The 13,308-nt window shown below is 70.5% G+C and carries 10 protein-coding genes and 2 pseudogenes; 5 read left to right on the forward strand and 7 right to left on the reverse strand.

Annotation, left to right across the window (positions count from 1 at the left end):
* The first annotated feature begins 39 nt into the window (after positions 1 to 39).
* Positions 40 to 912, forward strand: a complete 873-nt coding sequence (locus ACIQNG_RS18425; RefSeq protein WP_401486125.1) for an SDR family oxidoreductase — start codon at positions 40 to 42, stop codon at positions 910 to 912.
* Positions 913 to 947: 35 nt separating this feature from the next.
* Positions 948 to 1,153, forward strand: a pseudogene (locus tag ACIQNG_RS18430) (acyl esterase); the annotation flags it as partial.
* Between the two features lie 333 nt (positions 1,154 to 1,486).
* Here the strand turns inward: ACIQNG_RS18430 and ACIQNG_RS18435 are convergent.
* A complete protein-coding gene (locus tag ACIQNG_RS18435) occupies positions 1,487 to 1,936 on the reverse strand; it encodes a DUF6278 family protein (protein WP_401424892.1) in 450 nt (149 codons plus the stop codon).
* Between the two features lie 185 nt (positions 1,937 to 2,121).
* Here ACIQNG_RS18435 and ACIQNG_RS18440 point away from each other — a divergent pair, with 185 nt between their 5' ends.
* Complete coding sequence (locus tag ACIQNG_RS18440) at positions 2,122 to 4,005, forward strand: SGNH/GDSL hydrolase family protein (protein WP_401486128.1); 1,884 nt, start codon at positions 2,122 to 2,124, stop codon at positions 4,003 to 4,005.
* A 93-nt stretch (positions 4,006 to 4,098) separates the two neighbouring features.
* Here the strand turns inward: ACIQNG_RS18440 and ACIQNG_RS18445 are convergent, their stop codons facing one another.
* From ACIQNG_RS18445 to ACIQNG_RS18460, 4 genes are all read right to left on the reverse strand, one after another.
* On the reverse strand, positions 4,099 to 4,887 hold the full coding sequence (locus ACIQNG_RS18445) for an exodeoxyribonuclease III (RefSeq protein WP_401486130.1): 789 nt from the start codon (positions 4,885 to 4,887) through the stop codon (positions 4,099 to 4,101).
* Positions 4,888 to 4,976: 89 nt separating this feature from the next.
* Positions 4,977 to 5,612, reverse strand: a complete 636-nt coding sequence (locus ACIQNG_RS18450) for an MBL fold metallo-hydrolase (protein ID WP_401486133.1) — start codon at positions 5,610 to 5,612, stop codon at positions 4,977 to 4,979.
* Between the two features lie 97 nt (positions 5,613 to 5,709).
* Positions 5,710 to 6,993: a 4-carboxymuconolactone decarboxylase gene (gene pcaC / locus ACIQNG_RS18455; protein WP_401424902.1), complete on the reverse strand. Its 1,284-nt coding sequence runs from the start codon at positions 6,991 to 6,993 to the stop codon at positions 5,710 to 5,712.
* A 24-nt stretch (positions 6,994 to 7,017) separates the two neighbouring features.
* The gene (locus ACIQNG_RS18460; protein ID WP_401424904.1) at positions 7,018 to 7,335 is read right to left on the reverse strand and encodes a hypothetical protein; all 318 of its coding nucleotides are present in this window, start codon (positions 7,333 to 7,335) and stop codon (positions 7,018 to 7,020) included.
* A gap of 2 nt (positions 7,336 to 7,337) precedes the next feature.
* Between ACIQNG_RS18460 and ACIQNG_RS18465 the strand changes: the two are divergent.
* Together ACIQNG_RS18465 and ACIQNG_RS18470 are read left to right on the forward strand one after the other, a co-directional pair.
* Positions 7,338 to 7,421 (forward strand): annotated as a pseudogene (locus ACIQNG_RS18465) (hemerythrin domain-containing protein); the annotation flags it as partial.
* Positions 7,422 to 7,516: 95 nt separating this feature from the next.
* Positions 7,517 to 7,948 carry a hypothetical protein gene (locus ACIQNG_RS18470; protein WP_401486135.1) on the forward strand — a complete coding sequence of 144 codons (432 nt, stop codon included), beginning with the start codon at positions 7,517 to 7,519 and terminating at the stop codon, positions 7,946 to 7,948.
* Positions 7,949 to 8,198: 250 nt separating this feature from the next.
* Here the strand turns inward: ACIQNG_RS18470 and ACIQNG_RS18475 are convergent, their stop codons facing one another.
* Both ACIQNG_RS18475 and ACIQNG_RS18480 read right to left on the reverse strand, forming a co-directional pair.
* Positions 8,199 to 9,578: a hypothetical protein gene (locus tag ACIQNG_RS18475; protein ID WP_401486137.1), complete on the reverse strand. Its 1,380-nt coding sequence runs from the start codon at positions 9,576 to 9,578 to the stop codon at positions 8,199 to 8,201.
* Positions 9,579 to 9,620: 42 nt separating this feature from the next.
* The gene (locus ACIQNG_RS18480) at positions 9,621 to 13,307 is read right to left on the reverse strand and encodes a hypothetical protein (protein WP_401486139.1); all 3,687 of its coding nucleotides are present in this window, start codon (positions 13,305 to 13,307) and stop codon (positions 9,621 to 9,623) included.
* Position 13,308 lies beyond the last annotated feature (1 nt).

Here is a 13,308-nt window from a genome sequence, read left to right on the forward strand (position 1 = left end):
CGGACCGAAGCTGACCGCAAGTCGCTCTACGGTCGTCCCATGACTCAGAAGCAGAAAGTTCTTGTCGCCGGTGCCACCGGGACCGTGGGCCGTCAGATCGTCGCCGAACTGCTCGCCCGGGGGCACGCGGTCCGCGCCCTCACCCGGAACCCGGCCACCGCCGCGCTCCCGGCGGACGCCGAGGTCGTCCAAGGCGATCTCACCGACCCCGACACCCTTGTACCGGCCCTGGAGGGCGTGACCGGCCTCCATCTGATCACCTTCGGGGACGCCGGGTTCACCCCGCTGGAGACCGGCCCGCGCATCCTGGACCTGGCCCGCGCGGCCGGGGTACGCCGGGTCACCGTGCTGCACGGCGGCGGACCGACCCCGGCGGAGGACGCCGTACGGGCCGCGGACGATCTGGACTGGACCGTGCTGATGCCGGTCGAGTTCATGTCCAACGCGCTGGAGTGGGCGGACGGGATCACGGCCCGGGACGAGGTGCGTGAGCCGTTCGTGGAGCGGCTCAGCGCCATGGTCCACGAGGGTGACATCGGCGCCGTGGCGGCGGTGGCGCTCACCGAGGCCGGTCACGGCGGCCAGGAGTACATCCTCACCGGCCCCGAGGTACTCACCGTCGGCGACAAGGTGGCGGTCCTCGCCGCCGCCCGCGCCCGGGAGATCAGGCTGGTCGAACTCGGCGAGGAGGAGGCCGTCGCCCAGTGGCGGGCGGCGGGCCAGCCGGAGGAAGTGATCGAGTTCCTGCTCCATGTGTACGGCGACACCCCGGAGGTGGGCCGCACGGTCGTGGACACCGTCGAGAAGGTCACCGGCCGCCCCGCGCGGACCTTCACCCAGTGGGCGGCGGAGCACGCGGGATCCTTCACGGCGGCGTCCGGCACGACCGGTCATGGGGTCCCCCGTCACTGATCGGCTCGGACAAAGACCGGATCCGGTCCGTACCGCTCACCACGACCGAGGGGAGCGGACCCCGCGTCGCGTGGCTCCGCGACGTGGGCCCGCCCGGCCCCGGCAAGCTGGTCGGTCACGCGCCGTCGAAGACACGCTCGACCCGCTCTCCATCGAGCACAACCCGTCCGGCGCGCGGCTGACCTTCTCCTCGTCCACGGACGACCCCTGGTACGGGTCGACTCCGCTGCGCGAGCAGTGATCTCCGGCCGCTGCCGGGCGGGGCTGGCTCAGTGACATCCGCTTCACCGGCCCGTCGACCCCCTACGGCCCGTGCGGGAACTTCCCGCCCGGCAGCAGCGCACGACGCACGGCCGTACGCGCACGGGTGGAAAGGAACATGGCAGCACTCCCCCGTCAGTGCGTACGGACCCTGGCGTTCCGCAGCTCGATCAAAGGATCGATGACCATACAGCCCTACTCGCTCTCCGCTGAGTCGTGGTTGCCGCAAACTATCCAGACAACAAGGGAGCGAACTCACGACACGCACTTTTCGGGCATAAGCCGTATTTAACTCGACCTTATGGCCACGGCTTCACGTCTCCGCGACCTCGGCGTAGAGCTGCGACAGTTCAGGCACTCCGCTGGCCGCCCACTCGTGCCCGGCGCTCACCACGTCGAACTCCCGACCCGAGGCCAGCCGTACCACCGGCTGCCCGTTCGGCCACAGCACCCAGGTCGCGCCCGTCACCGTGCGCACGACGACCGTGCCGAGGTAGAGACCCGCGTCGTTGCCGAGCCAGCCCAGGGTGTCGTCGTCGTCGCGCCAGCGCGGCACCACCTGGTCCAACGCCTCAAGGGACTCCGGCGAGTCGTCCAGGGCGACCCCCGCGTCGCCCGCCTGCCTGCGCAGCAACTCGCACTCGGCGAGCAGATCGCCGATCCCCGAGGCATCCGCGACCCCCTCACCGGTGGAGACCACCGCGACTCCTAAGGCGTCTCCATGGCGCTTGCGGTGTCTGCCGCTGAGGAAAGGGATGTTCATCCGTCCAGCGTGTCATTCGCACCCCCGTACGCACCACAGGCGCGCGGACCTTCGCAACCGGTCGATTCGCCTCCCCTTCCGGGCATGGCGCGTTGACGGACCCGGCCCGGCTGCCTAGCTTCACGGTGCGCCGACCGTGCGGACCCCGCGCGGCACCGGCTGGACGAACCGTTCGGGAGGTCCGGTTGTCGGCACACCGAAGTACGCGTCGGGCGGTACGGCGGTCGGGCCGGCGCGGGCCGCGCGGTCTTCAGGCTCTCGCCGCCGCGCTGTTCGTCGTCGCCGCGCTGCTGCCGACGGCTTCGGCACGGGCCGTCGAACCCGGGGCGGCCGGGGCGGCCAGGGCGGTGGGGGCCGTGCCGTTGGAGCAGTGGTACGACAACGTCGCCGTGAGCGAGGACGCGCGGCCCGGCGCGGCCGACTTCGACGGTGCGGGAGCCTCGCTGTCCGCGCGGGATCTGGCGGCGGCGGGCTGGACCCCGGGCGCCCCGCTCACCGTGCAGGGCGCCCGGCTCACCTGGCCCCGGCGGGCGCCGGGCGAGCCGGACAACGTTCGTGCCGCGGGCCAGTCCGTGCTGGTCGAAGGGCGCGGCGACGCCCTCGCGTTCCTCGTGGCGGGCACCGACGGAGGCGACGTCCGCGGCACCGGCCTCGTCTCGTACGCCGACGGCTCCACGGCCCCGTACGCCCTCACCGCGCCCGACTGGCGCACCGGCCCGCTCGCGACCAAGGCGGTGGCCCTGCCGCACCTCAACACCCCCGGCGGACAGCGCGCCGAGAAGACCCGTCTCTACGTCGTCACCGTCCCGCTCGCCCCCGGTCGCGCGGTCGCCTCGGTACGGCTGCCGTACGCGCCGGGCCTGCATGTCTTCGCCCTGTCGGTGCGGGCCAGCGCCGGCGGCTGGACGGGGTCGTGGGCCGCGGCGCCCTCCGGTCTGCCGGCGGTCGGCCCCTGGACGGACCGGACGCTGCGCCTTGTCGTGCACACCTCGGCGGGCGGGCCACGGGTGCGGTTGCGCTTCGACAACGCGTTCGCGAGCGCGCCGGTGCGGATCGGCGGCGCGACCGTGGCGGTGCGGGCGGAGGGCGCGGCGGCGCGCGGCACCCCGGTGGCGGTGCGCTTCGGCGGTGCGGCGGGGGTCACCGTGCCCGCCGGGAGCCAGGCGTACAGCGATCCGCTGGCCTTCGCCGTGCCGCCCGACTCCCATCTGCTGGTCAGCTTTCATCTGCCGGGCACGGTGAGCGCGCTGCCGATGCACCGGCTGGCCGTGCAGCGGTCGTTCGTCAGCACCGACGGCGACCACACAGCCGACGGCACGGCGGCGGCGTACCCGACGACGATCAGCAACTGGCCGCTGCTGACCGGGGTGGAGGTGGGCGGCGGGCCGGGGTCGCTGGTGCTGCTCGGTGACTCGATCACCGACGGCGACCGCTCGACCGTGGACGCCGACCGGCGCTGGCCCGACGTCCTGGCCGACCGGCTGCTGACGCAGGAGGTGGTCCCGCGCTACGGCGTGCTGAACCAGGGCATCGCGGGCAATCGCGTCACCACCGACCGCTACCCGGGCGACGGGGTCTCCACCGACGCGGCCGGGGTCAGCGCGCTGCACCGGCTCGACCGCGATGTGTTCGCCCAGCCGACGGTACGGACCGTCGTCGTTCTGCACGGCGTGAACGACCTGCTCGCGGGCGGCGACGCGGCACAGGTCACCGAGGGTCTCCGCGAGATCGCCGAACGGGCCCGGGAGCGGGGGCTACGGGTGCTCGGCGCGACCCTGCTGCCGTGCGGCGGGCGCAGCGGCTGCACGACGGCGGTGGACGCCGAGCGCGTCGCCGTCAACGACTGGATCCGCGGCGGCGGGAGCCGGGCCGGCAACGGGAGCCGGGGCGGGGGCGCGGGGTCCGCGGTCGCCGGGGTCTTCGACGGGGTGGTCGACTTCGACGCCGTGATCCGCGATCCGCAACGGCCGGAACGGATGCTGCCCGCCCACGACAGCGGCGATCATCTGCACCCCGGGGACGCGGGGTTGGCGGCGATGGCCGGGGCGGTGGATCTACGGACCCTGTGAGGGCCCCCGCCCAGCCCCGCCCAGCCCGTCCCTGCCCCTGCCTCTGTCCCTGCCTGTGCCTCTGTCCCCTGCCCCTGTCTCCGCCCCTGTCCCTCATCCCTGCGGGACGTCCAGGTCGACCACCACCGGCGCGTGGTCCGAGGCGCCCTTGCCCTTGCGCTCCTCGCGGTCCACATAGGAGTCGGTGACGGCCTTGGCGAAGGGCTCGTTGCCGTAGACGAGGTCGATGCGCATGCCGCGGTTCTTGGGGAAGGCGAGCTGGCGGTAGTCCCAGTAGGTGTACGGGTGCTCGTACTTCAGGGGGCGCGGGACGACGTCCGACAGGCCCGTCTCGCGCAGGGCGGTGAGGGCGGCGCGCTCGGCGGGGGTGACATGGGTGAGGCCCTCGAAGACGGCCACGTCGTAGACGTCGTCGTCGGTCGGGGCCACGTTGTAGTCGCCGAGGACCGCGAACGGGCGGCTGCCCGCGGCGTCCCCGGCGACGGCCGCGCGCAGGGCCTCGTACCACTGGAGCTTGTAGGCGTAGTGCGGGTGGCCCACCTCACGGCCGTTGGGCACATAGACCGACCAGACGCGCACCGGGCCGCAGGTCGCGGCGATGGCACGGGGCTCGTGCTTGCCGTCGTAGCCGGGGTCACCGGGCAGGCCCTTGACGACGTCCTCGACGCCCACGCGGGAGAGCACCGCCACGCCGTTCCATCTGCCGTCCGCGTGGACGGCCGCCTCGTAGCCCAGTTCGCGCAACGCCTCGAACGGGAACTGCTCCTCGGCCAGCTTGGCCTCCTGGAGGCAGAGCACGTCCGTGCCACTGCTCTCCAGCCAGGCGAGCAGCCTCGGCAGGCGGGCGGTGATCGAGTTCACGTTCCAGGTCGCGATGCGCATGTCCACCAACCTACCGGGCGGGTCTGACAACCCGGTCGGGGCGGCCCGGTCGGGGGCGACCTGGTCGGGGCGGCCCGGTCGGGTCCGGGTCAGAGGTCCGCCGTCGCCCCCGACGCCAGCCGCAGGTGCTCCGCGCCGGAGAGATGACCGAGGTGGGTGTCGTAGATCGGGCGGGCGAGGTCGGTGAGGAGGGCGTCGTGGATGTCGTAGACGCGCTGCGGGCCGACCTCGCGGACGTACTCGATGACCTCGGAGATCTTGTTCCAGGGTGCCTGCACCGGGGCCAGCAGGGTCTCCACCGGGTGGTCGGGCACGGTGAGGGCGTCACCGGGGTGGAAGACCCGGCCGCCGTCGATCAGATAGCCGACGTTGGTGACGCGCGGAAGCTCCGGGTGGATCACCGCGTGGAGTTCGCCGTGGACCTGGACGTCGAACCCGGCGGCGGTGAAGGTGTCCCCGTCGCCGACCGTGTGCACGCGGCCCGGGAACGCCGCCGTGAGCTGTTCCGCGACCGACCTGAGGGTCCAGATCTCGGCCGCGGGGTCGGCCTCCAGCGCGGCCCTCAGCCGGCCCTCGTGGAAGTGGTCGGGATGCTCGTGCGTGACCAGCAGCGCGTCGGCGCCGAGCGCGGCGTCCTCCTCGCTGAACCCGCCCGGGTCGAGGACGAGCGTCCGCCCGTCCTTCTCCAGCCGGACGCAGGCATGCGACTTCTTGGTGAGTCTCATACGTCCCATCTTGCCCCTGAGGTGGTCGTGAGGGCACGCGGGAGGGCGCCCGGAGAACCGGGCGCGGGGCGCCCACGACGGATCGCGGTCGGGCCGCTCACTCCGCGGGGGTGGTCTCCTCCCGGATGACCTGCTGGGCCACCTTGAACGCGCTGTTCGCGGCCGGGACACCGCAGTACACGGCCGCCTGGAGCAGGACTTCCTTGATCTCGGCGGGGGTGAGGCCGTTGCGCAGGGCGGCGCGGGTGTGGAAGGCGAGTTCGTCGAGGTGCCCCCCGGCGACCAGCGCGGTCAGGGTGATGCAACTGCGGGTGCGGCGGTCCAGGCCCGGCCTGCCCCACACCTCGCCCCAGGCGTAGCGGGTGATGAACTCCTGGAAGTCGCCGGAGAACTCGTCCGCCTGCGCCAGCGCCCGGTCGACGTGCGCGTCCCCGAGCACCTCGCGGCGCACCTTGATCCCGGTCTCGTACGGGTCGGGCCGCCCCGCGTGGTGCGGCTGGGCGACGGCCGGGGCGGGGGCGATCTCGGCGACGGGCGTGATCGGCACGGGCGGGGCGAGCACCGGCTTGGCGGGGGTCGGCGGGATGGCGGTCTGCCCGGTGTCGTGCGGGTGCTGCCAGGCGGTGGAGAAGTGCCGTACCAGCAGATCGGTGACGGCCGCCGGCTGCTCGACCGGCACCAGGTGGGAGGCGCCGGGGACGACGGCGAGGCGCGCGTCCGGGATCCCGGCGACCAGGGTACGGGCCTCCGCGGGGCCGGTGACCTGGTCGTCGGAGCCGACCAGCACCAGCGTCGGCACCCCGACCCGGCCCAGCTCGGACCGGACGTCGAACCCGGCGAGCGCCTCGCAGGCGGCGATGTAGCAGCCGGGGTCGGTGGTGCGCACCATCTGCACGGCCCAGTCGGTGATCGCTGGCTGCGCGGCGGCGAACCCGCCGGTGAACCAGCGTTCGGGCGAGGTGCGGGCGATGGGGTCGAGCCCGTTCGTCCGTACGATCACTCCGCGCTGACGGAACTCGTCGGCGGTGCCGAACCTCGGGGAGGCGGCGATCAGCGCGAGCGAGGCGAGCCGCTCGGGGTGCCGCAGCGCCAGTTCGACTCCGACCGCGCCGCCGAGCGCGCAGCCCGCGTAGCCGAACCGCTGGACGCCGAGCCCGTCGAGGGTGGCGAGCAGCCGGGCGGTCAGCTCGGTGACCGAGTCCGCGGGGTAGGCGGGGGCGCCGCCGTGTCCGGGCAGGTCGAAACGGAAGACGCGCCACTGCTCGGCCAGCTCGGGAACCTGACGGTCCCACATGTGCCAGGTGGTACCGAGCGATGGCCCCAGGATCAGCACTGGCAGGTGCTCTGGCCCGTCGAAGCGGTACTGCAGCGTATCGGTCATGCCTTCAGTCACGGGTTCACACCTTCATCTGTCACGATCTGTCACACACCCCCCGCGAGACCTCCCCATGCCCTCCGCTGCTGGAAGCAGGTCCGCCACGTCCGGCTTCACGTACCGCTTCTTCGTCGTCTTCACGTTCGTGTGCCCAGCCCACCTGGTGAGCAAGCGGTCCGGCACACCGTTGTCGGCGAGGTACGTGAAGCAGGACGCCCGAGCATCGTACAGACGGACCCCACGAAGGCCGTTCCCGTACCCGTCGCCCGCCGCGAGGCGTTCCACCTCCATGGCGGCGTGGCCGGCGTACACCTTGCGCTCTTCAGCACCGGGCGGCAGGGCCTCCATCGGTGCGGCATCCGGTGGCCGAAGAGGCATACCTGTATCCGGTCGTGCGCGCACATGCCACCGGCGGGGACACTCTGGCGGACCGACGGCAGTCACGTGACGTTCAATTCGGGTTTCAGGCCGGTCATTTCACCGCGGTCGGCAGCCGGGGTGAATCGCTCCGAATTACTCGGATGTCACCGTGAGGGTGAATGTGCTGGGCGGCGGGTTGGCGGTGGTCGAGTGCGTGGGTATCGGCTCGGTGCAGGCCGCTGCGGAACCGCCGCGTCGGCCGCCGAGGGAAAGGAACTCCACGCTCATGCGCCGTTTTTCCACTGCCATCGGCACTCTGGCCTTCTCCGGGGCGCTGGCTCTCGGGATCGCCGCTCCCGCGCACGCCGCTCATGGCGACCTCACCAACCGCGTCGGATGGCATGTGAGCAACCCCAGCGGCTGCGTCGCAGTGCCGCTCGACAACCGGAATGAATTCCATCTGCTGAACAACACCAATGAGTACGCTCTCGTCTACCAGAACACGAGCTGTACCGGCCCGGTCATCGACGTGATTGCGCCGGGTGACCGGTCCAACGACGACGACAGCGCCGTTCTGGGACGAGCTGTCTATATCGCCTGATGAGGCTTTGCGGGCGCCACCGCAGGACGGCCATCGGCCCCTGCGGTGGCGCCCGCCAGGATCATGCGTGTCTCCACCGGCGAACGTTCGGGTCCCGGCCGACCAGGGTCTGTCGTTTGGCCGGGATGTTCCAAACGACAGGCCCCAGGGAAGACGGTCGGCCGGCGGGTCACCATCGAGCGGCATGCCCTGCGGTCGGACACCGGCATCGCCAGCACGCCGCCGGCTCCCCCCGGCCCGTCGCGTACGGTCAGTCGACCCGCCATTTTCCGTTGTCGACCCGTGCCCCGGGCTTCCAGTAGAAGACCCTTCCGCGATCACTGTCGTAGTCGAAGTGATCGTTCGCCGCGTACAGGTATGCCTTCTCCGTCGTGTTGAAGAGGTAGATGAGGTCACCTTTCACCAGGACGGGATTGTCGCCTCGTTTGATCTCATTGGATGCCGTGACCGTGACGCCGCATACCTTCCCTTGGGTCGTGATATCCCCAGTGGCTTTCACGCCCTTTTCGGCGACGATGTCTGATTTCGCGGTGAGAATCCCATCAACGGTCAGGCTCTTCTCCGCGACCAGTTCCCCCTTCACGGTGAGTGCCTGGACTTGGGCGACTCCGGTCTTGACTGTCAGAGTGTCGTTAGCGGTGACTGTCTTTGCTTCGAGCGCGCCGCTTGCCTTCAAGCTCGCACCGGAGATCTCACCTTCACTTTGAATCCTGCCGTGGCTCGTGATTTCACCCTGCGGCAGGTTGATCTCCTGCTTGTCCGCGCGGATCTCGATCTTTGCTTTCCCGGCTTCGATCAGCGTGCCTCCCTGCACGGTCAGGCCGGTCAGTCGCGGATCGCGGACGTTGACGGTGGTGGTCTGTGTGTGGGTGGTCTCCGCGATGACGTACTGGAGCTGGAAGGTGGTGTCGCGGTAGACCTCGCCTTTCCAGGTGAAGTCGAACCGCCCGTCGTTCATACCCTTCGTTTCGTGGTCGGGTTTGACGGTCTCCTTCGCCCCCGGTCCGCAGATGATCTTGTATTCGAGTTTCGGACCCCGCCACTTGAGGACGATCTTCTGTCCCGCGCCCACCTCCTGGCCGAGCTGCTGCTGATCGGCGGCTACCGCGTGGAAGTCCTGGACGGGCTCGGGGGGGACGTCGGGTCGCGGGTACTTGGTCAGGGGAAGGGTGGCGAAGCGCGGGTTGGGCGGCCAGTGTTTGACGTCTGTCGTGGTCTTTTCCCTGATCACGATACGGGCGGTGCCGGGTTTGGTGCTGATCTTGCAGTTGCGGAAGATGAAGGCGGTCCCGGTACTGGTGACCTCGCCGTCGTCGTGTCCTCCGGGCTTGGTGGCTTTGAAGCAGGCGTAGTCGCCCTCGGGAAGGGCGGCATCGGAGTTCTTGTCGACAGCCTGGATGGTCCAGCCGTCCGCGCTGGCGTCGCCGGACTTGGCGCTGAGCAGGCTCTGGCCAAGGTCACCGTAGGGGATGGAGATGATGATGCTGCTGCAGTAGACGGTATCGGTTCCTCCATTGGAGACCACGATCTGGAGGGTGCTGAGCGGGGTGGTCTCGTCGGCCGCGGCGCGGAGCGGGAAGGGATCGCTGATGATGGCGTAGTCGAGCAGTGGCGGGTTGCCGTCTGTCATGTCGACGTGCTCCCTTGGCGTGGGGCGGGTGGGCAGGGGGGATCAGTCGAGGAATCCGCCGGTCAGGCGCAGGTACCCGGTGCGTACGGTGGGGTGGTCCTCGTCGAGGCGGGCCGTCTCGTCGATCTGGACGAGGGGTTCGTGGTGCCAGACCGGGGACTTGCCGGCTTCGGTGGTGTTGAGTTCCGACCAGTTCCAGGTGCCCCGGGCGGCGGTGGGGTGGGGCAGGGCGAGAGCGGTGGTGAACTCGGGCTTGCCGGGCTTGGCGTCGGGGCCGGGGATCGTGCGGGGCGCGGTGAGGACAGGGCTCAGGCGCAGCGCGGTCTGCGTCGCGGCGAGTGCGGCGCGGGTGAAGCGTGCGGGCAGCTGCAGGGGGGTGACGGGCAGCAGGTCGGTGGTGGCGTGGACCGCCGCCTGGGGGTCGAACAGCACGGTCAGGTAGGTGTGGGTGGTGGAATCGGCGGGCAGCCGGTGCCAGTTGTCGGCACCGATCTTCTTGATGTAGCCGGTCGGCTTGGTGCCGGGGGCCGTGTCCACGGCGTAGAAGGTGGTGTAGTCGGTGAGGGCGCTCTCGGTGGTGTCGGCCGTCTGGTTGGGTTCGGTGAAGTAGCCGATGAGTCCGTCGCCCAGTTGTCCGGCGTTGCCGAGGCGGATGGGCCAGTGGAGTTTGAGGTGGGACATCGTGCCGGGCGGCTCACCCTTCTTGTCCTTCACCCGCCGGCGCCACTGGGTGAGAGCCTGCCAGTCCAGGGCGTGCTCCCAGCCGGGATCGCTGACGGGCGGGCCTTCGAGTTCGATGCCCATGCGGGCGCGGGCCAGGGCGAGGGGCCTGCCGAGGAGGGTGCCCAGAACGTCGTCGCCGTAAGGGTTACCGGGGTCGATACCGTGCAGGACATGGGCGATGGTGGACAGCAGTTCCAGAAAGACGGCCTGTCCCTTCGCGGCGAGTTCGGTGGCGAAGTCGTGGAGGACGGGCTGGTCCTTCTTGAGCTGGTCGAGGGTGTGGACGGCGGAGTCGGGCAGGGGTGACCAGGCCACCACGGTGGTGACTTTGTCCGCTTCCAGGGCGAGTTGGGGCCGCAGCTCACCGAGGGGCTTGCCGTCCGCGGCGTAGCAGAGCAGGGCCCGGTCGACGTAGTTGGGGACGATCCACGCGCCCACAGGGGTGGTGCCCGCGCTCATGTCGACGTAGCGGGTCTTGTCGTTCTGGCTGACGAAGTCGAAGCGCAGGCGCGCGGGTTGCAGCAGACGGGGCGGGAGCTGGACGAACCGGTCTTCCCTGGTGCTCTCGGCGTACCTGCCGTTGGGCTTGAGGCTGTCTCCGATGAGCGGGGTGACGAGGTCGCTGTCCTTTTGCAGGACGGCGTCGAGGCTCTGGCCGAACTCGTCGACGATGGTCAGGGCGAGTACGGCGAACTGGCCTGCGCGGATCTGAGTGAAGCCGGACGCCTGCCATCCCTTGAAGGGCAGGGGCAGCGGGCCCGGGTCGGGCAGGTGGTCGAAGGCGTCGCCGACGAGTTCACCGACCCGCCCGGGCGGGGACAGGTTGGGAGCCTTGTCCCGTCCGGCGAGGGCGTCGGTCAGGCCGTCCGTCTTCTGGGAGAGCACATCGGCCTGGGCGACGGTGTCGGCGAACGCGGTGAACGCGGCGGCGAGCCGCCTGCCTTCCTCGCCCGGACCGGCGTCGGCGGCGTACTCCCGGGCGCGGGCGACCATCTTGTGCTGGGGCAGGGGGACGAGGAAGCGGCGGCCGATGATCTCGTTGCGGCACAGGTCCGGATCGGGTGCGCCGCTGGTCCAGGTGTAGCGGCCACCGTCGAACTGCCAGTTCGCCTTGCTCGTCGCCTGGTCGGAGTGCGGGACGTGCCAGTAGCGGACCTTCCACTGGTACAGCAGGGGCTTCCATGGCTGCCGCCACGTCGGAACCTTGAGATCCTCCGGGACCTTCGGCCCGGGTTTGCCGATCAGGTGGACGAACTCGGCGAGCAGGTCGGGCACCAGCGGGGGCAGGTTGTCCAGGTGCAGCTTGGCGAACTCGGCGGGCAGGCTGTGACCGCCGAGGATCTGTGTGCGGGTACGGCAGTTGAGCAGACTTCCGGAGGCGGTGGACGTGGTGAGTGCCGCGTGCGGCTTTCCGCCCCGGGTCTGGCCCAGGACGACGGTCGGGTCCGTCGCCTGCCAGAACGAGGGCAGCGCCTCACTGCGCAGCTCCCAGCCCCCCTGCGTCGTGGCGTTGTCCTCGGTGAGTGCCTTGGTGGCCTTCGCCAGCCGGGTGGCGTAGTCGGCGACCTGTTTCTGGCGGCGCACCAGTTCGTCGGCAAGTCGTACGCATTCGGTGGTGGCGGTCTCGCCCGCGCCGGTCTCGGCGATCTCCTGGTAGAACTGCTCGCGTGTGTACTGAGCAGGCAGCAGGGGGCGCCCGTGCATCCACCACAGGGTGTACAGGCGCTGCTGGAGGGCACGCAGTTCCCGCTGGGCCTCGTCGAGGTCTCTCTGACAGGTGTTGAGGTCGGCCAGGAGCTTCTCGGCGGCGCTGGGAGCCGTGGACCAGGTGACCTGCGCCGGGTCTCGCGGGGCGTTGCCGTGGGGATCCGTGGTCGGTACCAGGCGCCAGACGGTGCCGCCGGCGCGCTGTTCGAACCAGCTGCGGTGCGTGTCCTGGGCGGCGAGGATGTCGCCGTCCGGGCCGTCGAGGGTGTCCAGGTGTCCGGCCGCGAACATATGGAGGAGGTGTGCCGCGTCGTCGCCCGCCTTGAAGAGGTCGGGTTTGGCGGCGGCGGCCTCGTCCGCGCTGGACCCGAAGGCGATGGTGATCTTCGTCTTCTCCGGGAAGTCGCTGTCGGGCGGCTGGGAGGCGCCGGGCTTCCAGTCGATCCCCGCGATGCGCCCGCAGTACAGGGTGGAGGTGGGTTTCCAGTGTGCGGGGATGTCCTTGCCGACCTGCCATCCGAGGTCGGCCAGGACTTCCGCCACCGTCCGCTTCTCGGTCTTCTTCTGATTGAGGTCGAGCAGACGGGTGAGTTCTTCCTGACCCGGGTCGGAGTACCAGCCGATCACCTGGTAGTCGACGGCTCCGGAGGAGAGCCCGGTGAGCGGGTCGTGCAGGGAGAACACGTTGCGGTGGTAGGGCTCGAAGATGTGGAAGGTCATCAGGCCCGGCCCGACCGCGGTGAGGAACAGCTCCTCACGGTTCTTCTCGGCCGGTTCCCTCCATGCCTGTGCGGCGGGCCCGATGTCCGTGGCCCGGCCGATCCGGGTGGTGACGAGAGTGGCCCGGTAGGGCGTCTTCGTGAGGTCGTCGTCGGCATCGCTCCGGAACGGGTGCATGAAGGGCGACGCGCCCTTGCGCGAGTCGAGGTAGTCGCTCTCCACCACCCAGGCGGCGGCCTTGCTCTGGTCGGTGCCGACGCGGCGCACCACCAGCCATCGGTTGGGCACGAGCGGGAACTCGCTACGGCCGCCCTGGGTGCGGGGTCGGCCGTGGCGCAGTCCGGCGGGGAGCTGCCATCGCACCACGACTCCGTTGTCGAGGTACTGGCTGCTGTTCTTGCTGTTCCAGGACGTGTCGTTGGAGAACGCCCGGGGTTCGGGAGTGGCGTTGTAGTGGAGGAGCTTGTATTCGGGAACCCAGCGGCGGAATCCCCTGCCGCCGCGCAGGCGGACGGCGTCGGTGACGGCGAGGGCGTCCACGGTCACGGGGACGATCAGCTGGTAGTCGGTGTCGGTCACG

It is taken from the genome of Streptomyces sp. NPDC091377, from assembly GCF_044757045.1.
In the GTDB taxonomy this organism is placed as follows: Bacteria; Actinomycetota; Actinomycetes; order Streptomycetales; family Streptomycetaceae; genus Streptomyces.

Bases quoted from the DNA above. Each gene is read 5' to 3' on its own strand.
- ACIQNG_RS18435 (WP_401424892.1), bottom strand. From the start codon at position 1,936: ATGAACATCCCTTTCCTCAGCGGCAGACACCGCAAGCGCCATGGAGAC.
- ACIQNG_RS18445 (WP_401486130.1), bottom strand. From the start codon at position 4,887: ATGCGCATCGCGACCTGGAACGTGAACTCGATCACCGCCCGCCTGCCG.
- ACIQNG_RS18475 (WP_401486137.1), bottom strand. From the start codon at position 9,578: ATGACAGACGGCAACCCGCCACTGCTCGACTACGCCATCATCAGCGAT.
- ACIQNG_RS18460 (WP_401424904.1), bottom strand. From the start codon at position 7,335: ATGGAGGCCCTGCCGCCCGGTGCTGAAGAGCGCAAGGTGTACGCCGGC.
- ACIQNG_RS18450 (WP_401486133.1), bottom strand. From the start codon at position 5,612: ATGAGACTCACCAAGAAGTCGCATGCCTGCGTCCGGCTGGAGAAGGAC.
- pcaC (WP_401424902.1), bottom strand. From the start codon at position 6,993: ATGACCGATACGCTGCAGTACCGCTTCGACGGGCCAGAGCACCTGCCA.
- ACIQNG_RS18425 (WP_401486125.1), top strand. From the start codon at position 40: ATGACTCAGAAGCAGAAAGTTCTTGTCGCCGGTGCCACCGGGACCGTG.